Annotated in this window: 25 protein-coding genes; 20 read left to right on the forward strand and 5 right to left on the reverse strand. The window is 57.2% G+C overall.

Annotated features, from left to right (window positions below; genetic code table 11):
• Window positions 1–2: 2 nt before the first annotated feature.
• Window positions 3–1,289 (forward strand): TRAP transporter large permease, encoded by a 1,287-nt coding sequence (locus DVA43_RS19410; RefSeq protein ID WP_114316483.1) that lies wholly within the window; start codon window positions 3–5, stop codon window positions 1,287–1,289.
• A gap of 81 nt (window positions 1,290–1,370) precedes the next feature.
• On the opposite strand, the gene zntA is transcribed toward DVA43_RS19410, so the two are convergent.
• Entirely contained in the window at window positions 1,371–3,557 is a 2,187-nt protein-coding gene (gene zntA, locus DVA43_RS19415) for a Zn(II)/Cd(II)/Pb(II) translocating P-type ATPase ZntA (protein ID WP_114316484.1), read from the reverse strand.
• A 72-nt stretch (window positions 3,558–3,629) separates the two neighbouring features.
• On the reverse strand, window positions 3,630–4,256 hold the full coding sequence (locus tag DVA43_RS19420; RefSeq protein ID WP_114316485.1) for a lysoplasmalogenase: 627 nt from the start codon (window positions 4,254–4,256) through the stop codon (window positions 3,630–3,632).
• Window positions 4,257–4,383: 127 nt separating this feature from the next.
• On the opposite strand from DVA43_RS19420, the gene DVA43_RS19425 reads away from it, so the two are divergent.
• Window positions 4,384–4,743, forward strand: a complete 360-nt coding sequence (locus DVA43_RS19425) for a DUF2500 domain-containing protein (RefSeq protein WP_103177367.1) — start codon at window positions 4,384–4,386, stop codon at window positions 4,741–4,743.
• A gap of 63 nt (window positions 4,744–4,806) precedes the next feature.
• Here the strand turns inward: DVA43_RS19425 and DVA43_RS19430 are convergent, their stop codons facing one another.
• Window positions 4,807–5,088: a DUF1145 family protein gene (locus DVA43_RS19430; protein ID WP_103177366.1), complete on the reverse strand. Its 282-nt coding sequence runs from the start codon at window positions 5,086–5,088 to the stop codon at window positions 4,807–4,809.
• Window positions 5,072–5,674, reverse strand: a complete 603-nt coding sequence (gene rsmD / locus DVA43_RS19435) for a 16S rRNA (guanine(966)-N(2))-methyltransferase (protein ID WP_114316486.1) — start codon at window positions 5,672–5,674, stop codon at window positions 5,072–5,074. Before rsmD ends, DVA43_RS19430 begins: the two co-directional genes overlap by 17 nt.
• Before the next feature lie 137 nt (window positions 5,675–5,811).
• Here rsmD and ftsY point away from each other — a divergent pair, with 137 nt between their 5' ends.
• From ftsY to DVA43_RS19490, 10 genes are all read left to right on the forward strand, one after another.
• Complete coding sequence (gene ftsY / locus DVA43_RS19440) at window positions 5,812–7,308, forward strand: signal recognition particle-docking protein FtsY (protein WP_114316487.1); 1,497 nt, start codon at window positions 5,812–5,814, stop codon at window positions 7,306–7,308.
• A gap of 2 nt (window positions 7,309–7,310) precedes the next feature.
• Window positions 7,311–7,976: a cell division ATP-binding protein FtsE gene (gene ftsE, locus DVA43_RS19445; RefSeq protein WP_103177363.1), complete on the forward strand. Its 666-nt coding sequence runs from the start codon at window positions 7,311–7,313 to the stop codon at window positions 7,974–7,976.
• Window positions 7,969–9,027 carry a permease-like cell division protein FtsX gene (ftsX, locus tag DVA43_RS19450; protein ID WP_103177362.1) on the forward strand — a complete coding sequence of 353 codons (1,059 nt, stop codon included), beginning with the start codon at window positions 7,969–7,971 and terminating at the stop codon, window positions 9,025–9,027. The genes ftsE and ftsX overlap by 8 nt, the downstream gene beginning before the upstream one ends.
• A gap of 253 nt (window positions 9,028–9,280) precedes the next feature.
• Window positions 9,281–10,138 (forward strand): RNA polymerase sigma factor RpoH, encoded by an 858-nt coding sequence (gene rpoH / locus DVA43_RS19455; RefSeq protein ID WP_032614938.1) that lies wholly within the window; start codon window positions 9,281–9,283, stop codon window positions 10,136–10,138.
• Window positions 10,139–10,435: 297 nt separating this feature from the next.
• Window positions 10,436–11,533, forward strand: coding sequence for a branched-chain amino acid ABC transporter substrate-binding protein (locus DVA43_RS19460; RefSeq protein ID WP_103791337.1), 1,098 nt, complete (start codon window positions 10,436–10,438; stop codon window positions 11,531–11,533).
• Between the two features lie 499 nt (window positions 11,534–12,032).
• On the forward strand, window positions 12,033–12,206 hold the full coding sequence (locus DVA43_RS19470; RefSeq protein ID WP_114316489.1) for a PTS lactose/cellobiose transporter subunit IIA: 174 nt from the start codon (window positions 12,033–12,035) through the stop codon (window positions 12,204–12,206).
• Complete coding sequence (locus DVA43_RS19475) at window positions 12,203–13,903, forward strand: PTS transporter subunit EIIC (RefSeq protein ID WP_114316490.1); 1,701 nt, start codon at window positions 12,203–12,205, stop codon at window positions 13,901–13,903. Before DVA43_RS19470 ends, DVA43_RS19475 begins: the two co-directional genes overlap by 4 nt.
• Before the next feature lie 9 nt (window positions 13,904–13,912).
• Window positions 13,913–14,947: an oxidoreductase gene (locus DVA43_RS19480; protein WP_114316491.1), complete on the forward strand. Its 1,035-nt coding sequence runs from the start codon at window positions 13,913–13,915 to the stop codon at window positions 14,945–14,947.
• Between the two features lie 4 nt (window positions 14,948–14,951).
• Window positions 14,952–15,803, forward strand: coding sequence for a hypothetical protein (locus DVA43_RS19485; protein ID WP_114316492.1), 852 nt, complete (start codon window positions 14,952–14,954; stop codon window positions 15,801–15,803).
• Between the two features lie 65 nt (window positions 15,804–15,868).
• A complete protein-coding gene (locus tag DVA43_RS19490) occupies window positions 15,869–16,579 on the forward strand; it encodes a GntR family transcriptional regulator (protein ID WP_114316493.1) in 711 nt (236 codons plus the stop codon).
• Between the two features lie 9 nt (window positions 16,580–16,588).
• Here the strand turns inward: DVA43_RS19490 and panM are convergent, their stop codons facing one another.
• Window positions 16,589–16,981 (reverse strand): aspartate 1-decarboxylase autocleavage activator PanM, encoded by a 393-nt coding sequence (panM, locus tag DVA43_RS19495; protein WP_103824769.1) that lies wholly within the window; start codon window positions 16,979–16,981, stop codon window positions 16,589–16,591.
• Window positions 16,982–17,404: 423 nt separating this feature from the next.
• Here panM and livK point away from each other — a divergent pair, with 423 nt between their 5' ends.
• The 8 genes from livK to ugpE all read left to right on the forward strand — a co-directional run bounded on the left by livK (window position 17,405) and on the right by ugpE (window position 25,631).
• Window positions 17,405–18,514 (forward strand): high-affinity branched-chain amino acid ABC transporter substrate-binding protein LivK, encoded by a 1,110-nt coding sequence (livK, locus tag DVA43_RS19500; protein WP_114316494.1) that lies wholly within the window; start codon window positions 17,405–17,407, stop codon window positions 18,512–18,514.
• Window positions 18,515–18,561: 47 nt separating this feature from the next.
• Window positions 18,562–19,488, forward strand: a complete 927-nt coding sequence (gene livH, locus DVA43_RS19505) for a high-affinity branched-chain amino acid ABC transporter permease LivH (RefSeq protein ID WP_013099131.1) — start codon at window positions 18,562–18,564, stop codon at window positions 19,486–19,488.
• A complete protein-coding gene (gene livM / locus DVA43_RS19510; RefSeq protein ID WP_103177354.1) occupies window positions 19,485–20,762 on the forward strand; it encodes a branched chain amino acid ABC transporter permease LivM in 1,278 nt (425 codons plus the stop codon). Before livH ends, livM begins: the two co-directional genes overlap by 4 nt.
• Window positions 20,759–21,526: a high-affinity branched-chain amino acid ABC transporter ATP-binding protein LivG gene (livG, locus tag DVA43_RS19515; RefSeq protein ID WP_039032512.1), complete on the forward strand. Its 768-nt coding sequence runs from the start codon at window positions 20,759–20,761 to the stop codon at window positions 21,524–21,526. The genes livM and livG overlap by 4 nt, the downstream gene beginning before the upstream one ends.
• Window position 21,527: 1 nt before the next feature.
• The gene (gene livF / locus DVA43_RS19520; protein WP_103177352.1) at window positions 21,528–22,241 is read left to right on the forward strand and encodes a high-affinity branched-chain amino acid ABC transporter ATP-binding protein LivF; all 714 of its coding nucleotides are present in this window, start codon (window positions 21,528–21,530) and stop codon (window positions 22,239–22,241) included.
• Between the two features lie 245 nt (window positions 22,242–22,486).
• On the forward strand, window positions 22,487–23,803 hold the full coding sequence (gene ugpB, locus DVA43_RS19525; RefSeq protein WP_114316495.1) for a sn-glycerol-3-phosphate ABC transporter substrate-binding protein UgpB: 1,317 nt from the start codon (window positions 22,487–22,489) through the stop codon (window positions 23,801–23,803).
• A 98-nt stretch (window positions 23,804–23,901) separates the two neighbouring features.
• Window positions 23,902–24,789, forward strand: coding sequence for a sn-glycerol-3-phosphate ABC transporter permease UgpA (gene ugpA / locus DVA43_RS19530; protein WP_103177350.1), 888 nt, complete (start codon window positions 23,902–23,904; stop codon window positions 24,787–24,789).
• Window positions 24,786–25,631, forward strand: a complete 846-nt coding sequence (gene ugpE, locus DVA43_RS19535; protein ID WP_114316496.1) for a sn-glycerol-3-phosphate ABC transporter permease UgpE — start codon at window positions 24,786–24,788, stop codon at window positions 25,629–25,631. The genes ugpA and ugpE overlap by 4 nt, the downstream gene beginning before the upstream one ends.

Consider the following 25,631-nt stretch of genomic DNA (forward strand, 5'->3'; position numbering starts at 1 on the left):
CAATGGATGCCTTTGTTTTGTTATTCACCCTCGCCATTCTGCTGGCGCTGGGGATGCCGGTGGCCTTTGCCGTCGGCTTAAGCGCCGTGGCTGGCGCGCTGTGGATTGACCTGCCGCTTGAAGCATTAATGATCCAAATCACCAGCGGGGTGAACAAATTTACCCTGCTGGCGATCCCGTTCTTTATCCTCGCGGGGGCGATCATGGCGGAAGGGGGCATTGCCCGGCGGCTGGTTAACTTCGCCTATATCTTTGTCGGCTTTATTCGCGGCGGGCTGTCGCTGGTGAATATCGTCGCCTCCACCTTCTTCGGCGCCATTTCCGGCTCCTCGGTGGCGGATACCGCCTCCATCGGGACCGTAATGATCCCGGAAATGGAGAAGAAGGGCTATCCACGCGAATATGCGGCGGCGGTCACCGCCAGCGGCTCTGTGCAGGCGATTCTGATCCCACCCAGCCATAACTCGGTGATCTACTCCCTGGCGGCAGGCGGCACGGTCTCTATCGCCACGCTGTTTATCGCGGGCGTACTGCGGGGTCTGCTGCTGGGCATGGGGCTGATGGCGCTCTGTTTATGCTTCGCGCGCAAGCGCGGCTACCCGAAAGGGGAGCGCATTCCGTTCAAGCAGGCGTTAAAAACCATGCTGGATGCGCTGTGGGGCCTGATGACGGTGGTGATTATTCTCGGCGGGATCCTGTCGGGTATCTTTACCGCAACGGAGTCTGCGGCGGTCGCCTGCCTGTGGGCCTTCTTCGTCACCATGTTTATCTATCGCGACTACAAGTGGAACGAGCTGCCGAAGCTGATGTGCCGCACGGTCAAAACGGTTACCATCGTGATGATCCTGATTGGCTTTGCCGCGGCCTTTGGTGCGGTGATGACCTACATGCAGCTGCCGATGCGCATCACCGAGTTCTTCACCTCGCTCTCGGATAACAAGTACGTCATTCTGATGTACCTCAACATCATGCTGCTGCTGATTGGCACCCTGATGGACATGGCGCCGATCATCCTGATCCTGACGCCGGTTCTGCTGCCGGTGACTAACGCCCTGGGCATCGATCCGGTGCACTTCGGCATGATCATGATGGTTAACCTCGGGATCGGCCTGATTACCCCGCCGGTAGGATCGGTGCTGTTTGTCGCCAGCGCGGTGAGCAAGCAGAAGATCGAAGCCGTAGTGAAGGAGATGCTGCCGTTCTACGCCATGCTGCTGCTGGTGCTCGGAATGGTGACCTACATTCCGGCGATTTCGCTGTGGTTGCCGCACATGTTGGGTATGCAATAGCTGTTGTGCCGGGCGGCGCTGCGCTTGCCCGGCCAGGAAAATCGCAGGCCCGGTAAGGCGCAGCCGCCACCGGGCTTTTTTTTACCGACGACGCAATAACCGCAGCGCGTTGGCCGTCACCAGTACCGTCGCCCCGGTATCCGCCAGCACCGCCAGCCATAATCCCGTCATGCCCAGCAGGGTGGTCACCAGGAAAATTCCCTTCAACCCCAGCGCGATAGTAATGTTCTGCCGGATATTGGCGCGGGTGGCGCGCGCGAGGCTTATCATCTGCGCCAGCCCGGTCAGGCGGTTATGGGTGAGCGCCGCATCCGCGGTCTCCAGCGCCACATCGGTGCCGCTACCCATTGCAATCCCTATCGTAGCCGCCTTCATCGCCGGGGCGTCGTTAATCCCGTCTCCTACCATCGCCAGCGGCGCGGTGTCATTCAGCGCCGTCACCGCCTGCACTTTATCGGCGGGCAGCAGCCCCGCCCGGAAATCCAGCCCCAGTTCGCCAGCAATGGCCGCGGCGGCACGCGGGTTATCCCCGGTGAGAATCACACCTTTGATCCCCAGTTGATGGAGCGCCTGCACGGCCTCTTTCGCATCATCCCGCAGGGTGTCGCGCAGCGTAATAAGCCCCTTTGCCGCACCGTCTTGGATCACCATCACCACCGTCTGTCCGACCTGCTCCAGGGTAGTGATTTGCGCCGCCAGGTGCGGGGCAGGGAATTTATCCGCGGCGCAAATCAGCACTTTACTGCCCGCGACCTCGGCTTCAATTCCGGAGCCCATCAGCGCCCGCTGTGCGGTAGCCGCCGGAACAGCCAGCCCGCGAGTCTGCGCTTCACGTACTATCGCCTGCGCCAGCGGATGGGTGGAGCCTTGCTCCACCGCGGCCGCCAGCGCCAGCAGATCGTTTTCGCCGCTGTCGAGCGGATAAATGCCCGTCACCTGAGGTTTGCCGACCGTCAGGGTACCGGTTTTATCGAAGGCCACCTGCTGCACCTGCGCCAGCTGCTCCAGCGCTGCCCCACCCTTAATCAACGCGCCACGTCGCGCCGCGGCTGCCAGCCCGGAGGTGATCGCCGCTGGCGTCGAGATCACCAGCGCGCACGGACAGCCAATCAGCAGCAGGGTCAGCCCCTTGTAGATCCAACCCTCCCAGGGCGCGCTGAACAGCAGCGGTGGCACTACGGCAACCAGCAGGGCGATGAGCATTATCACCGGGGTATAGAGGCGGCTGAAGCGGTCGATAAAGCGCTCCACCGGGGCGCGGCGCGCTTCCGCCTCTTCGATCAGCTTCAGGATGCGGTCGATGGCGCTCTCGCCCGGCTCCGACAGCACCGTCAGCTCGACCAGACGATCGACGCTGGTGGCTCCCGCCGGCACCTTTTCGCCCGCGGTGCGATCGACCGGGATGGACTCGCCGGTGAGGGCGCTTTCGTCAAAGCTGGCGGCGGCGGTGAGCAGCGTCCCGTCGGCGGGCAGCCGGCCCCCGGCGGCGACTTCGATCACATCCCCCGGACGCAGCCCGGCAATGGGCACGGTTTGGCGCTCGCCGTTGATTATCTGCGTGGCGGTTTCTGGTTTCAGCGCCATCAGCGCGCTCACCCCTTTGCGCGCCCGGCTCGCCGCCCAGCCCTCCAGCCGCTCGCCGATTAAAAACAGCAGCAGCACCATCGCCGCTTCCGCCGTGGCACCGATAAACAGCGCCCCGATGGCGGCCACGCTCATCAGCGTCTCAATGGCGAACCAGCTGCCGCTTTTCATCAGACGCAGCGCCTGACGGGCCACCGGCCAGAGCCCGACCAGCGTGGTGGCGATAAAGGCGATATTGCCGAGGGGAGGGTTAAACTGCGCCAGACCCCAGCTCAGGGCCATCAACACTATCAGCGTGAGGAGCGGGAGGTTTTCGCGCAGCATGGAGGATTTTTCGACCGGCGCGTTTTCATTACGCAGCGTGTAGCCCGCCTTCACCACCGCGGCCTCGACCTGGCCGCTGACGTTGCTTGCGGCATCAACCAGCAGCTTTTGCGTGGCAAACAGCACCTGGACATGGTTCACCCCCGCCACCTGGCGAACGGCGTTTTCCACTTTGCGCGCGCAGGCGGCGCAGTCCATGCCGTTGACCACCCAGCTGTAACGCTCGCCCTCGACAGGCAGCACGGTTTCGGCCTGCGGTGGGGGGTGATCCGCGCTACAGCAGGTCTCTTTTGCGGGAAGGGGGGCGAGTTTAAGCGCCGCGAACTGCGGCACTTTTTTCGGTGTTTCTGGAGTCGACATGGCACTCTCCGGCAATGATAATTTTCTCATTAACCGCAGCATACACTCTGGAGTCGACTCCAGAGTCAAGCGTTAAATATAGAGCGAACGCACGATCAGGAAGTGCCCGGCAAAATAGCAGGCGGCGGCAATGGCATTATCGGCGCGGAAACGGCGACGGTAATGGCTACCCAGCCAGACAATATTGCTCAGCAGCAGGAGCGTGGCCCCCACGAAAGCCGACAGCGCCGGGGCCGTCGGACGGAAGAACCACAGCTCGCCCGCCAGCCACACCATCACCAGCGTCATGGCGATAAACGTACAGATTGGCCAGCGCATCTCCTCCAGACGCGTCCAGACCACCGCGATCAGCACCGCGCCAACGACCAGCAGCGCCAGCGGCAGTGGCCAGAAGAAGGAGAGCGTCATCTGGCTGGCAAAATAGATGGTATAGAGCAGATGCGATAAGAAGAATGCCCCCACGGCATAGAGCAGGCGCTGGCGCGGCAGCAGGGTCAGGGCATCGCCCACCAGCGACGCGCAGAGCCCGGCGAGCACCAGGTAGCTGACGGCGTTAAACATTGGCGCCTGCCAGGCCAGCAACAGGAGCAGCAGTAAGGTGACGGGTTTAAACAGCCAGCGCTGCCAGGCAGGGCCGCGGTAGGACGCATCGACATACAGCCATGCGGAGAAACAGACAGCGATAAATGACCAAAGCATATTAAGTCCCTGTATCTGTTATTGTTGAATAAACAGTTTCACTTCAGTGTAGTGGTGCAGACGGGCCAATAGCAATGCACAGCGTGGCACGCTATCCTGATTTCAGCCTGGTCTTAAGGATTGTCTAATGAGCAAGATGCCGCTCTTTTTTATTATCGTTCTGGCAATTATCGTCGTTGCCGCGTCATTTCGCTTTGTGCAGCAGCGTCGGGAAAAGGCCGATAACGACGCCGCGCCGCTGCTGCAAAAGCGGGTGGTGGTGAGCAATAAACGGGAAAAAGCCCTCAACGACCGGCGCTCGCGTCAGCAGCAGGTTACGCCTGCCGGCACCAGCATGCGCTATGAAGCGAGCTTTAAGCCGGAAAGCGGCGGTCTGGAGATGACCTTTCGCCTCGACGAGAAGCAGTACCATCAGCTGACGGTGGGGGATAAAGGAACGTTGCGTTACAAGGGGTCACGGTTTGAGGGGTTTGATCCGGCGCCGTAGTCAGCCAGCCCGCACGAAACGTAGGCCCGGTAAGCGCAGCGCCACCGGGCAGAAGGCCGCAGGTTACTTCTTCGCCTGCGCCTTAAACTTCTTCATCCACACCAGCAGCTCAAACACGCCGAAGATAAAGACGCGGGCCTGCTGCCAGCCGGTCATCTGCGGACCGTCTTTCGGTAATCCGTTTTTTAGCATCACCATCTGCAGGGCATGCATAAACGAGGTAAAAATCAGCGCCACGTTAACAAAAATGTTCATCGGGCGTGGGAACGGGTGGACGAGGTTAAGCAGCAAAAATGCCCAGACCCCCAGCATCAGCAAACGACCCAAATTAATCAGTACCGGCATCAGTCTCTCCTTGTGATTGACGGTGATAAAGACGATAGGCGACCTGTCCGGCCACTTTCTCCCGGTGCAGATCCCAGTGGGCGGGCACCGGCGGTAAACCGTTTTCTACCTCGCTCTCGACGTAGATTAGCGCATCATCCGCCAGCCAGCCGTTGTTTTCCAGCAGCGACAGCGTCTCTTCCAGCAGCCCTTTGCGAAACGGCGGATCGACAAATACCACATCGTGCGGGGTGCCCGCCTGGGCCAGAAACGCGAGGGTGTTGGTGTTAACGACGCGGGCGTGCGCCGCTTTCAGCGTCACCAGGTTTTGCTGCAACTGCTGGGCGACACTGCGATCCATCTCCAGCAGCGTGGTGCTGGCGGCGTAGCGTGACAGGGCTTCAAGGCCGAGCGCGCCGCTTCCGGCGAAGCAGTCCAGGCAACGGGCATCTACCATTGAAGGTGCCAGCCAGTTAAACAGCGTCTCACGGACGCGGTCGGTGGTCGGGCGCAGGCCGGGGCTGTCCGGGACGGGAAGTTTACGGCCACGCCACTGGCCGCCGATAATGCGAATTTGGCCCGCGGCAGCACGGTTGGGTTTCTTCATATTGTTGCTCAGGTCACTCGTACGGCCTGCGTTTGCAGGCGGTGATGTGCGTTAAGTTAAGTGATAAACTATTTCATCATTTTTTTAGCTTCCATGTATATAGCGCCAGTAATTAACCGCGAGGGGTGTAGTCGCAGATGGCAAAAGAGAAAAAACGTGGCTTCTTTTCCTGGCTGGGATTTGGTCAAAAAGAGCAGGAAACCGAGCAGCAGAACGAAGAACAACAGAGCGCAGAACAGCCCGCAGCGGTTGAACAGCCGCAGCCTGAAACCCCTGTTGAAACCGTCGCTGACGTAGAAGCAGAAACGCGCACCCACAGCCCGCAAGAGACCGAAGCCTTTGCTGAAGAGGTGGTTGAGGTCACGGAGCAGGTTCAGGAGCGCGAAAAACCGCAGCCGGTTGAACCGGAGCCTGTCGCCGTTGAGCCAGAACCTGTCGCGGTCGAGGAGATTGTCGAGCCGGTCACGGAGGAGCTCCCGCCGCAGGCTGTCGAGCATGAAGAATTACCGCTGCCGGAAGAGATCGCTGAAGAGAGTAAAGAGGCGATTCCGGAAGAGTATCTGCCAGAAACCGAAGAAGAGACGATCAGCGACGAAGAGCTCGAAGCGCAGGCGCTGGCGGCTGAGGCGGCAGAAGAGGCGGTGATGGTTGTCCCGGTCGCCGACGAGAACGAGCCAGTTGAAGAGATTGTTCAGGAGCAGGAAAAACCAACCAAAGAAGGTTTCTTCGCGCGCCTGAAACGCAGCCTGATTAAAACCAAAGAGAACCTCGGTTCCGGATTTATCAGTCTGTTCCGCGGTAAAAAAATCGACGATGATCTCTTTGAAGAGCTGGAAGAACAGCTCCTGATTGCCGACGTTGGTGTGGAAACTACCCGCAAAATCATCAGCAGCCTGACGGAGAGCGCCAGCCGTAAACAGCTGCGCGACGCCGAAGCGCTCTACGGCCTGCTGAAAGAAGAGATGGGTGAAATCCTCGCAAAAGTTGACGAACCGCTTAATATTGAAGGCAAAATGCCATTTGTTATTCTGATGGTTGGCGTAAACGGCGTGGGTAAAACCACCACCATCGGCAAGCTGGCGCGTCAGTTTGAACAGCAGGGTAAATCGGTGATGCTGGCCGCGGGGGATACCTTCCGTGCTGCCGCCGTTGAGCAGCTGCAGGTGTGGGGCCAGCGCAACAATATTCCGGTGATTGCCCAGCACACCGGCGCAGACTCCGCATCGGTGATTTTCGATGCGATTCAGGCGGCGAAAGCGCGCAATATCGATGTCCTGATTGCCGATACCGCAGGGCGTCTGCAGAATAAATCGCACCTGATGGAAGAGCTGAAGAAGATCGTCCGCGTGATGAAAAAGCTGGACGAAGATGCACCGCATGAAATTATGCTGACTATTGATGCCAGCACCGGACAGAACGCCATCAGTCAGGCGAAGCTGTTCCATGAAGCGGTAGGGCTGACCGGGATCACGCTGACCAAGCTGGATGGCACCGCGAAAGGCGGGGTGATCTTCTCGGTAGCGGATCAATTTGGTATTCCTATCCGCTACATCGGTGTTGGCGAACGTATCGAAGATTTACGTCCGTTTAAATCGGGCGACTTTATTGAGGCACTTTTTGCCCGAGAGGATTAACAATGATTCGCTTTGAACACGTCAGCAAGGCCTATCTCGGTGGGAGACAAGCGCTGCAGGGAGTGACATTCCACCTGCAGCCGGGCGAGATGGCATTTCTGACCGGCCACTCCGGCGCGGGGAAAAGTACCCTGCTCAAGCTTATCTGTGGGATCGAACGGCCAAGCGCCGGGAAAATCTGGTTCAGCGGCCACGACATCAGCCGCCTGAAAAACCGCGAAGTGCCGTTTCTGCGTCGGCAGATCGGCATGATTTTCCAGGATCACCATCTGCTGATGGACCGCACGGTCTTCGACAACGTGGCGATCCCGCTGATTATCGCGGGCGCCAGCGGGGATGATATTCGTCGTCGCGTGTCGGCGGCGCTGGATAAGGTCGGGCTGCTGGACAAAGCGAAGAACTTCCCTATCCAGCTCTCCGGCGGTGAACAGCAGCGCGTGGGCATTGCCCGCGCGGTGGTGAACAAACCGGCGGTGCTGCTGGCGGATGAACCGACCGGTAACCTGGACGACGCCCTTTCCGAAGGGATCCTGCGTCTGTTTGAGGAGTTTAACCGCGTGGGGGTGACAGTACTGATGGCGACGCACGACATGGGGCTGATCGCCCGTCGTTCGTACCGCATGCTGACGCTCAGCGACGGTCATTTGCACGGAGGCCTCGGTGAATAAGCGTGACGCAATGAACCAGATGCGGCAGTTTGGCAGCAAACTTGACCGTTTCCGTAAATCGGCAGGCGGCCCGGGAGAGGGCAACCGCAATGCGCCGAAGCGCAGCAAATCCGCGCCAAGACCCAACTCGCGCAAAACCAACGTGTTTAACGAGCAGGTGCGTTACGCCTTCCAGGGCGCGCTGCAGGATCTGAAAAGCAAACCGTTTGCCACCTTCCTGACAGTCATGGTGATCGCCATCTCCCTGACCCTGCCCAGCGTCTGCTACATGGTCTACAAAAACGTTAATCAGGCGGCGTCGCAGTACTATCCTTCTCCGCAGATCACCGTTTATCTCGATAAGTCCCTCGACGATAACGCCGCTGCCCAGGTTGTGGGTCAGCTGCAGGCCGAGCAGGGGGTTGAGAAGGTGAACTACCTGTCGCGGGAAGACGCGTTGGGCGAATTCCGTAACTGGTCCGGGTTTGGCGGCGCGCTGGATATGCTGGAAGAGAACCCTCTGCCAGCGGTGGCGGTGGTGATCCCAAAACTCGATTTCCAGGGCACCGAGTCGCTGAACACCCTGCGCGATCGCGTCTCCCGCATTCACGGCATTGATGAAGTGCGGATGGACGACAGCTGGTTCGCCCGTCTGACGGCGCTGACTGGCCTGGTCGGGCGCGTTGCGGCGATGATCGGCGTGTTGATGGTAGCGGCGGTGTTCCTCGTTATCGGCAACAGCGTGCGCCTGAGCATCTTTGCCCGTCGCGACACCATTAACGTGCAGAAGCTGATCGGCGCCACCGACGGCTTCATCCTGCGTCCGTTCCTGTATGGCGGCGCACTGCTCGGTTTTGCCGGTGCATTTCTTTCACTGATTTTGTCAGAAATTTTGGTGATGCGGCTTTCCGCCGCGGTAACCGAAGTAGCGCAGGTTTTTGGAACTAAGTTTAATATCAGTGGCTTATCCTTCGACGAGTGCCTGTTATTGCTGCTGGTTTGCTCGATGATCGGCTGGATAGCGGCCTGGTTAGCAACCGTGCAACATTTACGTCACTTTACCCCTGACTAAAAAATCTCTGGTATAATCTTTCCCTGCATTGAGAATCACCGCGCAGGGAAAGAGCCTTTCGTTGACTCTGACCCGCATCATCATCTTCATGTCACATTTTGTGCGTAATTTATTCACAGTTTCACTCGGAACTTGTGGATAAAATCACTGTCTGATAAAAGAGTGAGTGATATTCTCGTTGCTCATTAATTCTGGCATGTTCGTTGCCTGATGGGGACAAACCGCCGCCAGAAAAATTGATTGAGAGGAATGAATGACCAAAGAAATGCAAACTTTAGCTTTAGCCCCTGTTGGTAACCTGGAATCTTACATCCGGGCCGCTAACACCTGGCCGATGTTGACGGCCGAGGAAGAAAAGGAGCTTGCTGAAAAGCTGCATTACCAGGGCGATCTGGAAGCAGCTAAGACGCTGATCCTGTCTCACCTGCGCTTTGTTGTTCACGTTGCTCGTAATTACGCGGGCTACGGCCTGCCGCAGGCAGACCTGATCCAGGAAGGTAACATTGGCCTGATGAAGGCGGTGCGTCGCTTCAACCCGGAAGTGGGTGTGCGTCTGGTCTCCTTTGCTGTGCACTGGATCAAAGCGGAAATCCACGAATACGTGCTGCGTAACTGGCGTATCGTGAAGGTCGCCACCACCAAAGCACAGCGTAAACTGTTCTTTAACCTGCGTAAAACCAAGCAGCGTCTGGGCTGGTTCAACCAGGACGAAGTGGAAATGGTTGCGCGCGAGCTGGGTGTGTCCAGCAAAGATGTGCGTGAGATGGAATCGCGAATGGCCGCGCAGGACATGACCTTTGATATGTCCTCTGACGACGATGCGTCCGACAGCCAGCCGATGGCCCCGGTCCTCTATCTGCAGGATAAGTCATCTAACTTTGCCGACGGCATTGAAGATGATAACTGGGAAGAGCAGGCCGCTAACAAGCTGACCTATGCAATGGAAGGCCTCGACGAGCGTAGCCAGGATATCATCCGTGCCCGCTGGCTGGACGAAGACAACAAGTCCACCCTGCAGGAGCTGGCCGACCGCTATGGTGTCTCCGCTGAACGTGTGCGTCAGCTGGAAAAGAACGCCATGAAAAAACTTCGCGCCGCTATCGAAGCGTAATCCCCGCGAAGCTCCCCGATAACCCTCGAATGCAAATTCGGGGGTTTTGTTTTTTTAGCGCCCGTACTGGCAAATACTCCCCTCCTGGCAAACAGTTACCTGACGCCGTGTGCTGACTCGTTAAAGCCTCGCTTACCTTATATACATTACAAAATAGCTATTCCAATTCGATAAAAATGGGGTATGTTTTAGCAGAGTATGCTGAAAAGGCGCGCACGGCAGACGCATAATTGAAATAAAGCGCTAAAAAACAACATCACAACAAACACAATAACCATCACAATGGGGATTCTCAGGATGAATATGAAGGGTAAAGCCTTACTGGCAGGATGTATCGCGTTGGCTTTCGGCACCGCTCAGGCTGATATCAAAGTGGCCGTTGTCGGCGCAATGTCCGGTCCGGTAGCCCAGTACGGCGATCAGGAGTTCACAGGTGCAGAGCAGGCGGTTGCCGACATTAATGCCAAGGGCGGCATCAAAGGCGAAAAACTGCAGATCGTAAAATATGATGATGCCTGCGACCCGAAACAAGCGGTTGCGGTTGCCAACAAAGTGGTGAATGACGGCATCAAATACGTTATCGGCCACCTCTGCTCCTCTTCCACGCAGCCCGCGTCTGACATCTACGAAGACGAAGGCATTCTGATGATCACCCCAGCGGCTACCGCGCCAGAGCTGACCTCCCGTGGCTATAAGATGGTCATGCGTACCACCGGGCTGGACTCTGACCAGGGCCCAACCGCAGCGAAATATATCGTTGAGAAAGTGAAGCCGAAGCGTATCGCCATTGTTCATGACAAGCAGCAGTACGGTGAAGGCCTGGCGCGTTCCGTGCAGGACAACCTGAAAAAAGCGAACGCTAACGTGGTCTTCTTCGACGGTATCACTGCCGGTGAGAAAGATTTCTCTACTCTGGTGGCGCGCCTGAAGAAAGAGAACATCGATTTCGTTTACTACGGGGGTTATCACCCGGAGATGGGCCAGATCCTGCGTCAGTCTCGCGCTGCCGGTCTGAAAACGCAGTTCATGGGTCCGGAAGGGGTGGCGAACGTCTCCCTGTCTAACATCGCCGGTGAATCTGCGGAAGGCCTGCTGGTGACCAAGCCGAAGAACTACGACCAGGTTCCTGCCAACAAACCGATCGTAGACGCCATCAAGGCGAAGAAACAGGATCCAAGCGGAGCCTTCGTCTGGACCACCTACGCGGCGCTGCAAACCCTGCAGGCGGGCCTGAATCAGTCCGCTGAACCGGCTGACATCGCTACCTGGCTGAAAGCGAACTCCGTTGAAACCGTAATGGGGCCGCTCTCCTGGGATGAGAAAGGCGACCTGAAAGGCTTTGAATTCGGCGTGTTTGACTGGCATGCCAACGGCACGGCGACCGACGCCAAATAATCCTCAGGGCGAGCGATGAAACGCTCGCCCTTTTCTTATCTTCTCGAATTCTCTCCTCTGGCATCATCCCCGCCGTTTAGCGCTCGCTGCTATTCCCTTTTTCTAATCTCATAAAATGTGATCATATACCTTATTTTTTAAAACTATATAGTTTTAATATGTCGCTATTGCAGGCTGATGGATAACGTTTTAGATATGGATAACTTTAAAAATTTATTTTGATATATACAGCTCGTTAATAGAACGCGATGTATATAACCTGCAGCGCGACGGCAATGATTCCGACGACCGCTACGGCGTGCAATTGCGCTTTAAATATTATCTCTGCTAAAGCCTTATATTTGCCGCTTATTACGACGATAAATAATTGCTGAGGATAATAGGCAATATCGCTTTGCCGATAGCGTTTGGCTCGCCTGCGCCCAAATGGCATTTAGCCGCGAATAACTTATTGCCGCTCTGCACAAAAACAGGGGTTTTGCATAAAGGGAGAATACCTATGCCAGAAAATTACGAAGGAATGATTACGGGGCTAATGACCCATGCTGGCAGCTGCAACAGCCTGGCTTTCGCTGCGCTTCAGGCGGCGAAACGACAGGATAATGATCAGGTGCAGCGTCTGTTAGCCGAGGCGAAAAAGGTCCACCAGAACAGAGCGGAAGGCACATCATGACGGTTTTAGATACGATTGCCGGTTTTTCGCAAAAACTGGCTGGCCAGGTGCATCTGCGCAGCCTGCGCGACAGCTTTATTATCGCTATCCCGTTTTTAGTGTTGGCCGGGCTTTTTATTATGGTCAACTACGTCTTTCTCGATACCAACGGCTTTATGCGCCACGTGCTCTCTGCCGACACCATGGTGCAGTGGCGGGGTATCGGCGAGCGGGCGCTCAACGGCACCATGAACATTTTGTCCATTATGCTGGCGGTGCTGGTGGCCTATTCGCTGGCCAGCAAGCGTAAGTTCGAAAGCCCGATCATTGCCGCGATGGTTTCGCTGGCCTGCTTTTTTGTGCTGATGCCGGTTACCGCCTCCGTTACCGCTGCCACCGGCGAGACGGTGAGTGTGACGGGCGTGGTGCCCTACGCGCAGACCAACGCGGGTGGGGTATTTCTGGCGATTCTGTGCGCCTTTCTCTCTACCAGCATTTTTCTGAAGATCTCCAGCTCCCCGGCGCTGCGGATCTCGCTGGGGGAGGAGGTGCCTCCTATGGTGCAGCAGTCGTTTAACGCCCTGTCTGCCATCATGATCACCGTGGCTTTCTTCTCCGTCGCCACCTTTGCCATTACCAGCCTGACGCATACCGAGCTGTTTGCGCTGATCCAGACCCTGGTGCAAAAGCCGCTGGTCCATCTGACCACCAGCCTGCCGGGCTTTATTACCTTAACCACCCTGACGAACTTGCTCTTTTCGCTGGGTATTCACCCCTCGGGTATTATCAACCCGGTGCTGGAGCCGCCGCTGCTGGTCGCCATGCAGGAGAACATGGCCGCCTTCGCCGCTGGCCTACAGCCGCCGCACATTATCGTGCTGCCGTTTCGCGACCTGTATGGTCACATGGGCGGAACGGGTTCAACGCTGGCGCTGCTGCTGGCGATCCTGCTGCGCAGCCGCATGAGCAGCCATAAAAAGTTCGCCAGAACGGTGATTGCTCCTGGAGTGTTTAATATCAACGAGCCGGTGATTTTTGGCCTGCCGGTGATCCTCAACCCGCTGATGATGATCCCGTTTATTTTCTACCCGCAGATAAATTTTATCATCGCCTATTACGCCACCGCCTGGGGCTGGGTATCGCATATTGTCGCCTACGTACCCTGGTCGGTACCGCCTTTGCTCTCCGGCTGGCTGGGATCGGGAGGCGATCTGCGCAACGTGGTGCTGCAAATTATCCTGATTGGCGTTGGGGTCGTGATTTACCTTCCCTTCCTGCTGGCCTATGAGCGCTCAATCAGCGCGAAAAAAGCGCAGCGGGTCATTGAGACCATCGCCACGACGCCGCCAACAGCTCCTGAGCCAGAACCGGCAATCGCGCAGCCGCTGCGCGAGGGCGAGGCCCACCCGCTGGACGATAAAACCATCGTGCTGATGTGTAACGAGGGCATGTCCACCTCGCTGGTGGCAAAAAAGATGCGGCAATATGCAGAGAGTATCCACTGTACCGCGTCGATTAGCGCCACCCATATCGGCAACCTCGAAGAAACCGTGCAAAAAGCTGACCTGATACTCCTCTCGCCGCAGCTTACCTATATGGAAAGCAACGTTCGGGAAACGGCAGGAGATCGCTGCCGCGTGGCGCGGGTTAACCCGCAGCATTTTTCAAATATGAATGGTCAGGCGCTCATTGAGCATGCCGTCACGTTGTTAAAATAAGGAAGTTATATGATTAATTGCGCATTTATTGGCTTTGGTAAAAGTGCTACCCGCTACCATTTGCCCTACGTCCTGATCCGCAACGATAAATATCGAGTGAAGACGATTTACGATATTGTCGCTAAGCCGGAGATTGAGTCCCGGCCGCAATACCGCAGAATTACTTTTACCCGTGACGTTAACGAGATCCTTACGGATGACACCATCAGCCTGGTGGTTATCTGCACCCACCCGGACAGCCACTATTCCTGGGCAAAGGCCTGTATCGAGCACGGCAAAAACGTCATGGTCGAGAAGCCGTTTACTACCACGCTGGACGAGGCGAAGACGCTGCTGGCGCTGGCGAAGCAGCACGGCGTCACCGTCACGCCGTTTCAGAACCGCCGCTTCGACTCCTGTTTCCTGACCGTGCAGCAGGTGATTAAGAGCGGCCTGCTCGGGGATATCGTGGAAATTGAGAGCCACTTCGACTATTTCCGCCCTGAGGCGCAGCCGCAGGTTAACCACCCCTTCAACGGCGCATTTTATGGCCTTGGGATCCACACCCTCGACCAGATGCTGGCGCTGTTTGGCCGGCCGCGCCAGGTAGCCTATGACATCCGCAGTCTGCGGCTGAAGCAAAATCCCGACGATACCTTTGAAGCCCAGCTCTATTACGACGACCTGAAGGCGATCATTAAAACCAGCCACCTGGTGATGACGCCCTATCCGCGGTTTATCGTTCACGGCACCCGCGGCTCCTTTATTCAGATGCAGATCGACCGTCAGGAGAGTTACCTGAAAGAGAATATCATGCCGGACCACCCGACATTTTGCGCCAATAACCAGCCGGGCATTATTGAATATCTGAATGAGGAGCAGCAGACGGTTAAGCGCGAGGTGCCTGCGGTGCGCGGCGATTATGGCCGGGTGTATGACGCACTCTACGACACCATAATGAACGGGGCCGCCAATTACGTCAGCGAGCAGGATATGTTGACCAACCTGGAAATACTTGAGGGCGGTTTTAGCCGCGCCACGCCTTTCGTGATCGATTTGGATTAATACTATGAAACGGATATTAAATTGTCGGGCGTCCGATTTTCAGCGCCAGCCTGATGCGGCGGCGTTAGTGGCGGCCATTCGCGCCTCTGAGGGGCGGGTCGTGCTCGCCGAAGTGGCGGCGGAAACCCCGCCGCTCTACCCGGATGTCACCAATGCCGAGCTGGTGGCGGCGTTCGGTGCCGATATGGTTCTGCTCAAGGGATACAATACCGCCACCCATGCGGTTGCCGGAGCGCCCGTGGCGGGGGGAGTTGAGCAGGTCAAAGCCCTTACCGGCAGGCTGGTGGGCGTCAGCCTTGAGGTGACTCCCGAAAACGACGCCGATAACCCGCGCAGCCTGTCGCGGCACGCGCTTGAACAGGTGCAGGGGGCGGATTTCCTCTGCCTGACCGGCTACAATAAACCGGAGGTGGATCGGCACAGCATGCTTCAGGCGATAAGCCTTGCGAAGGCGCACTTCCCCGGCTTTATCATGGTGGCGAAGTTCAGCGCCCGGGGGCTGATGGCGGCGGCGGAATATGCGGAGTACGCGACGGCGGGCGCCCACGCGGTGGTGATCCCCGCACCAGGAACCTGTCAGGGGAGCCGTGAAGGGGAGGTGAGCGCGATCGTTGATGCCGTACACCTGGCGGGTGCCCTGGCTATTACTACCATCAGCACCAGTCAGGAGGGGGCAGACGGCGCAACGGTGAGCCAGATAGGTCTTGCCAGCAAGCGCTGCGGCAGCGACATCCATAGCTTTGGGGATGCTGGCTGCGCGGGAATAGCCGACCCGGAAGCGATTTACCGCCTGTCGATTGCCGTACGCGGAAAAAGGCACACCTGGGTTCGGATGGCCTCATCTATAATGCGTTGAGATTTCTATCTGCCTGTATTTATAGTATAACAGGCCTATGTTTATAGGTCTGTATTGTGGTCAGAATGCCGAAGTATCTTGCTATATATAAAGAGATTAAAAAAAGAATACTTTCTGGCTACTACGCACAGAATAGCCAGCTGCCGGAAGGAAAGAAATTCGCGCTGCTTTTTGATTGTAGCGAACTGACTATTACCAAGGCGCTGGATATTCTGGTTAAAGAGGGGCTGGTCGTCAGAAAAAGAGGTCTCGGCTCTTTTGTTAAATTACCGTTTAATACCTCGTCAATTAATAGCCATCTGAAGGGCACCAAAGCGCGCTGTGATGAATCAGGCGAGACAATAACAACGCGAGTAATTGCTTTTTCCGCCATTCCCGCCCCGGCCGACGTGCAGGAAAAGCTCCAGCTTGGCGGCGATGAGATGGTCTATTCGATCCTTCGCGTCAGGGTTATTAACGACGAGCCGGCCATTATCGAAAAAACCTTTATGCCGGTGAACGTTATTCCTGGCCTCAATTATGCCAACGTGGCGGACTCCATATACAGCTATATTACCGACGCGCTGGGCTACCAGATCCACAGCAGCCACATGATGATCACCGCCTCCATAGCAGATGAACAGCAAAGCCAGCTATTGCAGCTGGCAGAGCCGGAGGTGGTTATCTACGTTGAGCAGACCGCCTATTTAGATAACGGCAAACTGTTTGAATACTCGGTCGCCACTCACCGCTATAACCGGTTTAAATTCGCCACCGAGTTTATTAAATACAATTAAGTCGCAGGCTTATTCCTGCCCGTGGTGGACCCATCCGTCCTGCTGCGCCACAAACCCCAGCGCCTGCATAAAGGCCGCCATCACGCCGCGGTCTTCGACGCCCACGTCCGCCATCCACCACGAGGCCACGCTCGGGTTATCGCGCATCACCTCTTCAACCAGATATTGCCCTACGCCGCGACGACGCGTGACTTCACGCACGCGCAGGGAGTCCAGCGCGCCTTCCGTCCCGCTCAGCGTGACGCGCACCGCGCCTAACAGACGCTCGTTAAAGCGCGCAGCATAAATTCGATGGGTATCATCAACGGTGAGGGAGGCGGGGGAGTATTCCGGCCAGATTTTGCCAAGATCGATACGATCCTGGTCGCTAAAGGTCACCAGACGAACGATAGTCAGTTTCATTAGCAGCTTATCCACGTAAAAAAAGTACAGGCAGTGTACTCAATTTATCCTGCTGACGGCTTCTCCTTTTTCAATCCATTCTTTAGGTGATTACTTTTTTGGCAGCCAAATGTACAGCCATAAAACGTAGGGATCGAAAAATAAGCAGAATATTAACCTAAAAGGCAGCGTTTTATTCCGCTCTTTGTACCGTTATTTTATGCTGCAAACTCTACTTTTAGTTGTTTATCTCTGCCTGATTTCAGAATATTATCTTTGCTTAATCACCTGAAATATAGAGATTTTACTCTGATTTTTGTGAAAAAACTGTGCTAAACCATTAAAGGCAATAGCAAAAGTTGCGTTGTTTAATAAAAGTACAGAATGCTTTTTAACCATAATAAAACAAAATATATACATCACGTCACGAATGGGGATTCACCAATGAAAAGGAACGCGAAAACATTGATCGCGGGAATGGTTGCACTGGCAGTTTCGCAGGCGGCCATGGCGGAGGATATTAAAGTTGCGGTGGTAGGTGCATTGTCCGGTCCGGTTGCCCAGTGGGGTGATATGGAGTTCAACGGCGCGCGCCAGGCAATTAAAGACATCAACGCCAAAGGCGGCATAAAAGGCGACAAACTGGTCGGTGTGGAATATGACGATGCCTGCGACCCGAAACAGGCCGTGGCCGTTGCCAACAAAATTGTGAACGATGGCATTCAGTATGTGATTGGCCATCTCTGTTCCTCCTCCACCCAGCCTGCGTCCGATATCTACGAGGATGAAGGCATTCTGATGATCACGCCTGGCGCCACTAACCCTGAACTGACCCAGCGCGGCTATCAGTACATCATGCGTACCGCAGGGCTCGACTCTTCACAGGGGCCGACCGCGGCGAAGTACATTCTTGAGAGCGTGAAGCCGCAGCGTATCGCCATCATCCATGATAAGCAGCAGTACGGCGAAGGGCTGGCCCGCTCTGTACAGGATGGCCTGAAAAAAGGTGGTGCCAACGTGGTCTTCTTTGACGGCATCACCGCAGGCGAAAAAGACTTCTCCGCACTGCTGGCGCGTCTGCAAAAAGAGAACATCGATTTCGTCTACTACGGCGGGTACTACCCGGAAATGGGGCAGATGCTGCGCCAGGCGCGCGCAATCGGCCTGAAAACCCAGTTTATGGGGCCGGAAGGGGTAGGTAACGCCTCCCTGTCGAACATTACAGGCGATGCGGGCGAAGGCATGCTGGTGACGATGCCAAAACGCTATGACCAGGATCCGGCGAACAGCGCTATCGTTAACGCGCTGAAAGCCGAGAAGAAAGACGCGAGTGGTCCGTACGTCTGGATCACCTATGCCGCCGTACAGTCTCTGGCTACCGCCATGGATCGTACCGGCAGCAAAGCGCCGCAGGATCTGATTAAAGATTTAAAAGCACACGGGGCTAACACCGTGATAGGGCCGCTGAACTGGGATGAGAAAGGCGATCTGAAGGGATTTGAGTTTGGTGTCTTTAAGTGGCACGCCGACGGTTCATCCTCGGCCGCCAAATAATTATCCCACCGCCCGGCAGGACCGGGCGGGAATAGAAAGGTTACCTTATGTCCGAGCAGTTTCTCTATTTTCTGCAGCAGATGTTTAACGGCGTCACGCTGGGAAGCACCTATGCACTGATCGCCATCGGCTACACGATGGTGTACGGCATTATCGGCATGATCAACTTCGCCCACGGCGAGGTCTATATGATCGGCAGCTATGTCTCCTTTATGATTATCGCCGCGCTGATGATGATGGGCATCGACAGCAGCTGGCTGCTGGTGGCCGCCGGATTTGTCGGGGCGATTGTCATTGCCAGCGCCTACGGCTGGAGTATCGAACGGGTGGCCTATCGCCCGGTGCGTAGCTCCAAGCGTCTGATTGCGCTGATCTCCGCGATTGGTATGTCCATCTTCCTGCAAAACTACGTCAGCCTCACCGAAGGGTCGCGCGACGTGGCACTGCCAAGCCTGTTTAACGGTCAGTGGATTGTCGGTGCCAGCGAGAACTTCTCCGCCTCCATCACCACCATGCAGCTGGTGATCTGGGTTGTAACCTTTATTGCGATGCTGGCCCTGACGCTGTTTATCCGTTACTCCCGCATGGGCCGCGCCTGCCGCGCCTGTGCCGAAGACCTGAAAATGGCGAGCCTGCTCGGTATCAACACCGACCGCGTGATTGCCCTGACCTTCGTGATTGGTGCGGCGATGGCGGCGGTAGCGGGTGTGCTGCTCGGCCAGTTCTACGGCGTGATCAACCCGTACATCGGCTTTATGGCCGGGATGAAAGCCTTCACCGCGGCGGTACTGGGCGGTATCGGCAGTATTCCGGGCGCGATGATCGGCGGCCTGATTCTGGGCGTGGCCGAAGCGCTCTCCTCGGCCTATCTGAGTACCGAATATAAAGATGTGGTGTCGTTTGCCCTGCTGATTCTGGTTCTGCTGGTCATGCCTACCGGTATTCTGGGTCGTCCGGAGGTAGAGAAAGTATGAAACCGATGCATTTTGCTATGGCACTGCTCTCTGCGGCGATGTTCTTCGTGCTGGCGGCGGTCTTTATGGGCGTTCAGCTGGAGCTGAGCGGCACTAAGCTGGTGGTGGATTCCGCGTCGGATATCCGCTGGCAGTGGGTCTTTGTTGGCACCGCGGTGGTCTTCTTCTTCCAGCTGCTGCGTCCGGTTTTCCAGAAGACGTTGAAAAGCGTCTCCGGGCCGAAGTTTGTCCTGCCGGCTATCGACGGCTCAACCGTTAAACAGAAGCTGTTCCTGGTCGCGCTGCTGGTGGCGGCCGTGGCGTGGCCCTTCGTGGTCTCGCGCGGGACGGTGGATATCGCCACCCTGACCATGATTTATGTGATCCTCGGCCTCGGCCTGAACGTGGTGGTGGGGCTGTCAGGCCTGCTGGTATTGGGCTACGGTGGTTTCTACGCCATCGGCGCTTACACCTTCGCCCTGCTGAACCACTATTACGGCCTCGGCTTCTGGACCTGTCTGCCGCTGGCGGGGCTGGTCTCTGCTGCCGCCGGTTTCCTGCTTGGCTTCCCGGTGCTGCGCCTGCGTGGTGACTATCTGGCGATTGTGACGCTGGGCTTCGGCGAAATCGTCCGTATCTTGCTGCTCAACAATACCGAAGTGACCGGCGGCCCGAACGGCATCAGCCAGATCCCGAAACCGACCTTCTTCGGCCTGGAGTTCAGCCGTTCCGCCCGTGAAGGCGGCTGGGACACCTTCAGCAACTTCTTCGGCGTGAAGTACGACCCGTCCGACCGCGTGATCTGGCTCTATCTGGTGGCGCTGCTGCTGGTGGTGCTCACCCTGTTCGTGATTAACCGTCTGCTGCGTATGCCGCTGGGGCGTGCATGGGAAGCGCTGCGTGAAGATGAGATCGCCTGCCGCTCCCTGGGCCTGAACCCGACCCGCATCAAGCTGACTGCCTTTACCATCAGCGCCGCGTTTGCCGGTTTTGCCGGAACGCTGTTTGCCGCGCGTCAGGGCTTCGTCAGCCCGGAATCGTTCACCTTTGCGGAATCCGCCTTCGTGCTGGCGATTGTGGTGCTGGGCGGGATGGGCTCGCAGTTCGCGGTAATTCTCGCGGCCATCCTGCTGGTGGTCTCCCGTGAATTGATGCGCGACTTTAACGAATACAGCATGCTGATGCTGGGTGGTTTGATGGTGCTGATGATGATCTGGCGTCCGCAGGGTCTGCTGCCGATGACCCGTCCGCAGCTGAAGCTGAAGAACGGGCAGACAAAAGGAGAGCAGGCATGAGTCAGCCATTATTATCCGTTAACGGCCTGATGATGCGTTTTGGCGGCCTGCTGGCGGTCAACAATGTCTCTTTGGATCTGCATCAAAAAGAGATTGTGTCGCTGATCGGCCCGAACGGTGCCGGTAAGACTACAGTCTTTAACTGCCTGACCGGTTTCTACAAGCCGACGGGCGGCACCATCATGCTGCGCGACCAGCACCTGGAAGGGCTGCCGGGCCAGCAGATTGCCCGCATGGGCGTGGTGCGTACCTTCCAGCACGTGCGTCTGTTCCGCGAGATGACGGTGATTGAAAACCTGCTGGTAGCCCAGCATCAGCAGTTAAAAACCGGGCTCTTCTCCGGCCTGCTGAAAACCCCGGCGTTTCGCCGTGCCCAGGACGAAGCATTAGATCGCGCCGCCACCTGGCTCGATCGTATCGGCCTGCTCCAGCATGCTAACCGCCAGGCAAGCAACCTCGCTTACGGCGATCAGCGTCGTCTGGAGATTATCCGCTGCATGGTAACCCAGCCGGAGATCCTGATGCTCGATGAACCGGCGGCAGGGCTTAATCCGAAAGAGACCAAAGAGCTGGATGAGTTGATTGTCGAGCTGCGTAACCATCACGACACCACCATCCTGCTGATTGAGCATGATATGAAGCTGGTGATGGGCATTTCGGATCGTATTTACGTGGTGAACCAGGGGACGCCGCTGGCGAACGGCACGCCGGAAGAGATCCGCAACAACCCGGACGTGATCCGCGCTTACCTGGGTGAGGCATAAGATGGAAAAAGCGATGTTATCTTTTGACAAGGTTAATGCCCACTACGGCAAGATCCAGGCCCTGCACGACGTCAGTCTGCACATCAATCAGGGCGAAATCGTCACCCTGATTGGTGCCAACGGCGCGGGGAAAACCACCCTGCTCGGCACCCTGTGCGGCGACCCGCGCGCCACCAGCGGGCGTATCGTCTTTGACGGTAAAGACATCACCGACTGGCAGACCGCAAAAATCATGCGTGAAGCGGTGGCGATTGTTCCGGAAGGACGGCGCGTCTTCTCCCGCATGACGGTAGAAGAGAACCTGGCGATGGGTGGCTTCTTTGCCGAGCGCGAACAGTTCCAGACCCGCATCAAGCGCGTGTATGACCTCTTCCCGCGCCTGTTTGAACGCCGTATTCAGCGGGCGGGCACCATGTCCGGCGGGGAACAGCAGATGCTGGCGATTGGTCGCGCGCTGATGAGCCAGCCGCGCCTGCTGCTGCTCGACGAACCCTCGCTCGGGCTGGCGCCAATCATCATTCAGCAGATCTTCGACACCATCGAGCAGTTGCGCAGCGAAGGGATGACCATCTTCCTCGTGGAGCAGAACGCCAACCAGGCGCTGAAGCTCGCGGATCGCGGCTACGTGCTGGAGAACGGTCGGGTAGTGCTTGAGGATACCGGCGATGCCCTGCTGGCGAACGAGGCGGTGCGGAGCGCGTATTTAGGCGGCTGAGCCGTCTGTATTGCCCGGTGGCGCTTACGCTTACCGGGCCTACGGGATCGAGTAGGCCGGGTAAGGCGAAGCCGCCACCCGGCTTTTTTTACATATACCCCTTCACACAATCATCATCCCCCTGACGCCCTGTTGTCATATCGCTGTAAACAAACGGTTATTTTTCTGTAATTCGAGCATGTCATGTTACCTCGCGAGCACAAAACGCGTGATATCGCGCATCCGGCACAATAAGAGAGATGACAATGACATCGTTACGACACACAGCTTTGGGTCTGGCAATGGGTCTGGCTTTTGCGACTAACGCAATGGCCGTCACCACTATTCCGTTCTGGCATTCCATGGAAGGGGAGTTGGGTAAAGAGGTTGACTCCCTGGCGCAGCGTTTCAACGACAGCCACCCGGATTATAAAATTGTGCCGGTGTACAAAGGCAACTACGAGCAGAGCCTGAGCGCGGGCATTGCCGCGTTCCGTACCGGTAACGCCCCGGCGCTGCTGCAGGTCTATGAGGTGGGCACGGCCACCATGATGGCCTCCAAAGCCATCAAGCCGGTCTATGAGGTGTTTAAAGAGGCGGGCATTAACTTCGATGAATCGCAGTTCGTGCCAACCGTCGCGGGCTATTACACCGATTCTAAATCCGGCCATCTGCTCTCCCAGCCGTTTAACAGCTCTACCCCGGTGCTGTACTACAACAAAGACGCCTTTAAGAAAGCCGGTTTAGATCCAGAGCAGCCGCCGAAAACCTGGCAGGATCTGGCGGAGTACACCGCCAAACTGAAAGCGGCCGGCATGAAGTGCGGCTACGCCAGCGGCTGGCAGGGCTGGATCCAGATCGAGAACTTCAGCGCTTGGCACGGCCAGCCGGTAGCCACCGAGAACAACGGTTTCAACGGCACCAATGCGGTCCTGGAATTCAACAAGCCGGAGCAGGTGAAGCACATTGCCCTGCTTGCCGATCTGAACAAGAAGGGCGATTTCAGCTACTTCGGACGTAAAGACGAATCAACCGAGAAGTTCTACAGCGGCGACTGCGCCATCACCACCGCCTCGTCCGGCTCGCTGGCGGATATCCGTCACTACGCCAAATTTAACTATGGCGTGGGGATGATGCCGTACGATGCCGACTCAAAAGGCGCGCCGCAGAACGCCATTATCGGCGGGGCCAGCCTGTGGGTAATGCAGGGTAAAGACAAGGACACCTACAAGGGCGTGGCGGAGTTCCTCGACTTCCTGGCGAAGCCGGAAAACGCCGCCGAATGGCACCAGAAGACCGGCTACCTGCCGATCACCAAAGCCGCCTATGACCTGACCCGCGAGCAGGGCTTCTATGACAAGAACCCAGGGGCAGACATCGCCACGCGCCAGATGCTGAACAAGCCACCGTTGCCGTACACCAAAGGGCTGCGTCTGGGCAACATGCCGCAGATCCGTACCGTCGTGGATGAAGAGCTGGAAAGCGTCTGGACCGGCAAGAAAACCCCTCAGCAGGCGCTGGATGCGGCAGTCGAGCGCGGAAACCAGCTGCTGCGCCGCTTTGAGCAGTCGACCAAATCGTAATGTGAAATGCCCGGTGACGCGTAGCGATCCGGGCCTGGAAGACCGTAGGCCGGGTAAGGCGTAGCCGCCACCCGGCGCTGTTCAGGAATACAACCCTCATGTCCTCATCCCGTCCGGTGTTTCGCTCCCGTTGGCTGCCGTACCTGCTGGTCGCGCCGCAACTGGTCATCACCGTTATCTTCTTTATCTGGCCTGCGGGCGAAGCGCTGTGGTACTCAGTGCAGAGCGTCGATCCGTTCGGGCTCTCCAGCCAGTTTGTTGGCCTGGATAACTTCGCTGCCCTGTGGCACGACAGCTACTACATCGACGCCTTCTGGACGACGATCAAATTTAGCACTCTGGTGACGGTGAGCGGTCTTCTCGCCTCGCTCTTCTTTGCCGCACTGGTGGATTACGTGGTGCGCGGCAGCCGCCTGTATCAGACGCTGATGCTGCTGCCTTACGCCGTCGCCCCCGCCGTCGCCGCGGTGCTGTGGATCTTTCTGTTTAACCCGGGTCGCGGGTTGATTACCCACTTCCTGGCCGAGCTGGGCTATGACTGGAACCACGCCCAGCACAGCGGCCAGGCGATGTTCCTGGTGGTCTTCGCCTCGGTGTGGAAGCAGATCAGCTACAACTTCCTCTTCTTCTTCGCCGCGCTGCAGTCCATTCCGCGTTCGCTGGTAGAAGCCGCCGCGATTGACGGCGCAGGTCCGATCCGCCGCTTCTTCCGGCTATCGCTGCCGCTGATCGCCCCGGTGAGTTTTTTCCTGCTGGTGGTCAACCTGGTCTACGCCTTCTTCGACACCTTCCCGGTGATCGACGCCGCCACCGCAGGCGGCCCGGTGCAGGCCACCACCACGCTGATCTATAAAATCTACCGCGAAGGCTTTGCCGGTCTGGATCTCTCGGCCTCTGCCGCCCAGTCGGTGGTGCTGATGTTCCTCGTCATCATCCTCACGGTGGTGCAGTTCCGCTATGTTGAAAGTAAGGTGCGCTACCAATGATTGAGAACCGTCGCGGGCTGACGATTTTCAGCCATACCATGCTGATCCTGGGGATCGTCGTTATCCTGTTCCCGCTGTATGTCGCCTTTGTCGCCGCCACGCTGGACAGAAACGCCATATTTGAAACCCCAATGACCCTGGTTCCAGGTTCGCATCTCTTCGAGAACATGGCGACCATCTGGACCCAGGGCGTGGGGGTCAACAGCGCCCCGTTCTGGCTGATGATGCTGAACAGCTTCATCATGGCATTCGGCATTACCGTGGGCAAAATCACGGTGTCGATGCTCTCGGCGTTTGCCATCGTCTGGTTCCGCTTTCCGCTGCGTAACCTCTTCTTCTGGATGATCTTCATCACCCTGATGCTGCCGGTGGAGGTGCGTATCTTCCCGACGGTGGAGGTGATCGCCAACCTCGGGATGCTCGACAGCTATGCGGGCTTAACCCTGCCGCTGATGGCCTCGGCCACCGCCACCTTCCTGTTCCGCCAGTTCTTTATGACCCTGCCGGACGAGCTGATTGAGGCCGCGCGGATCGACGGCGCCTCGCCGATGCGCTTTTTCCGCGACATCGTGCTGCCGCTGTCGAGAACCAACCTCGCGGCGCTCTTTGTCATCACCTTTATCTACGGCTGGAACCAGTACCTGTGGCCGCTGCTGATTATCCAGGACGTTAATCTCGGCACCGCCGTGGCGGGCATCAAAGGCATGATCGCCACCGGCGAAGGCACCACTCTCTGGAACCAGGTGATGGCGGCGATGCTGCTTACCCTTATCCCCCCGGTCGTTATCGTTTTAGCCATGCAGCGCGCGTTCGTGCGTGGTTTAGTGGACAGTGAGAAATAA

Origin of the sequence: Leclercia sp. W6, from assembly GCF_003336345.1 — a bacterium.
GTDB lineage: Bacteria > Pseudomonadota > Gammaproteobacteria > Enterobacterales > Enterobacteriaceae > Enterobacter.

What these genes read in the sequence shown, in the direction of transcription:
- DVA43_RS19475 (WP_114316490.1), top strand. Translation starts at nt 12,203, where the DNA reads ATGACGGTTTTAGATACGATTGCCGGTTTTTCGCAAAAACTGGCTGGC.
- DVA43_RS19430 (WP_103177366.1), bottom strand. Translation starts at nt 5,088, where the DNA reads ATGCCGGTACTGATTAATTTGGGTCGTTTGCTGATGCTGGGGGTCTGG.
- zntA (WP_114316484.1), bottom strand. Translation starts at nt 3,557, where the DNA reads ATGTCGACTCCAGAAACACCGAAAAAAGTGCCGCAGTTCGCGGCGCTT.
- DVA43_RS19425 (WP_103177367.1), top strand. Translation starts at nt 4,384, where the DNA reads ATGAGCAAGATGCCGCTCTTTTTTATTATCGTTCTGGCAATTATCGTC.
- ftsE (WP_103177363.1), top strand. Translation starts at nt 7,311, where the DNA reads ATGATTCGCTTTGAACACGTCAGCAAGGCCTATCTCGGTGGGAGACAA.
- DVA43_RS19460 (WP_103791337.1), top strand. Translation starts at nt 10,436, where the DNA reads ATGAATATGAAGGGTAAAGCCTTACTGGCAGGATGTATCGCGTTGGCT.
- panM (WP_103824769.1), bottom strand. Translation starts at nt 16,981, where the DNA reads ATGAAACTGACTATCGTTCGTCTGGTGACCTTTAGCGACCAGGATCGT.
- ugpE (WP_114316496.1), top strand. Translation starts at nt 24,786, where the DNA reads ATGATTGAGAACCGTCGCGGGCTGACGATTTTCAGCCATACCATGCTG.
- DVA43_RS19420 (WP_114316485.1), bottom strand. Translation starts at nt 4,256, where the DNA reads ATGCTTTGGTCATTTATCGCTGTCTGTTTCTCCGCATGGCTGTATGTC.
- ugpA (WP_103177350.1), top strand. Translation starts at nt 23,902, where the DNA reads ATGTCCTCATCCCGTCCGGTGTTTCGCTCCCGTTGGCTGCCGTACCTG.
- livM (WP_103177354.1), top strand. Translation starts at nt 19,485, where the DNA reads ATGAAACCGATGCATTTTGCTATGGCACTGCTCTCTGCGGCGATGTTC.
- rpoH (WP_032614938.1), top strand. Translation starts at nt 9,281, where the DNA reads ATGACCAAAGAAATGCAAACTTTAGCTTTAGCCCCTGTTGGTAACCTG.
- livG (WP_039032512.1), top strand. Translation starts at nt 20,759, where the DNA reads ATGAGTCAGCCATTATTATCCGTTAACGGCCTGATGATGCGTTTTGGC.
- livH (WP_013099131.1), top strand. Translation starts at nt 18,562, where the DNA reads ATGTCCGAGCAGTTTCTCTATTTTCTGCAGCAGATGTTTAACGGCGTC.
- ftsY (WP_114316487.1), top strand. Translation starts at nt 5,812, where the DNA reads ATGGCAAAAGAGAAAAAACGTGGCTTCTTTTCCTGGCTGGGATTTGGT.
- DVA43_RS19410 (WP_114316483.1), top strand. Translation starts at nt 3, where the DNA reads ATGGATGCCTTTGTTTTGTTATTCACCCTCGCCATTCTGCTGGCGCTG.
- DVA43_RS19480 (WP_114316491.1), top strand. Translation starts at nt 13,913, where the DNA reads ATGATTAATTGCGCATTTATTGGCTTTGGTAAAAGTGCTACCCGCTAC.
- DVA43_RS19485 (WP_114316492.1), top strand. Translation starts at nt 14,952, where the DNA reads ATGAAACGGATATTAAATTGTCGGGCGTCCGATTTTCAGCGCCAGCCT.
- livK (WP_114316494.1), top strand. Translation starts at nt 17,405, where the DNA reads ATGAAAAGGAACGCGAAAACATTGATCGCGGGAATGGTTGCACTGGCA.
- ugpB (WP_114316495.1), top strand. Translation starts at nt 22,487, where the DNA reads ATGACATCGTTACGACACACAGCTTTGGGTCTGGCAATGGGTCTGGCT.
- DVA43_RS19470 (WP_114316489.1), top strand. Translation starts at nt 12,033, where the DNA reads ATGCCAGAAAATTACGAAGGAATGATTACGGGGCTAATGACCCATGCT.
- DVA43_RS19490 (WP_114316493.1), top strand. Translation starts at nt 15,869, where the DNA reads ATGCCGAAGTATCTTGCTATATATAAAGAGATTAAAAAAAGAATACTT.
- livF (WP_103177352.1), top strand. Translation starts at nt 21,528, where the DNA reads ATGGAAAAAGCGATGTTATCTTTTGACAAGGTTAATGCCCACTACGGC.
- rsmD (WP_114316486.1), bottom strand. Translation starts at nt 5,674, where the DNA reads ATGAAGAAACCCAACCGTGCTGCCGCGGGCCAAATTCGCATTATCGGC.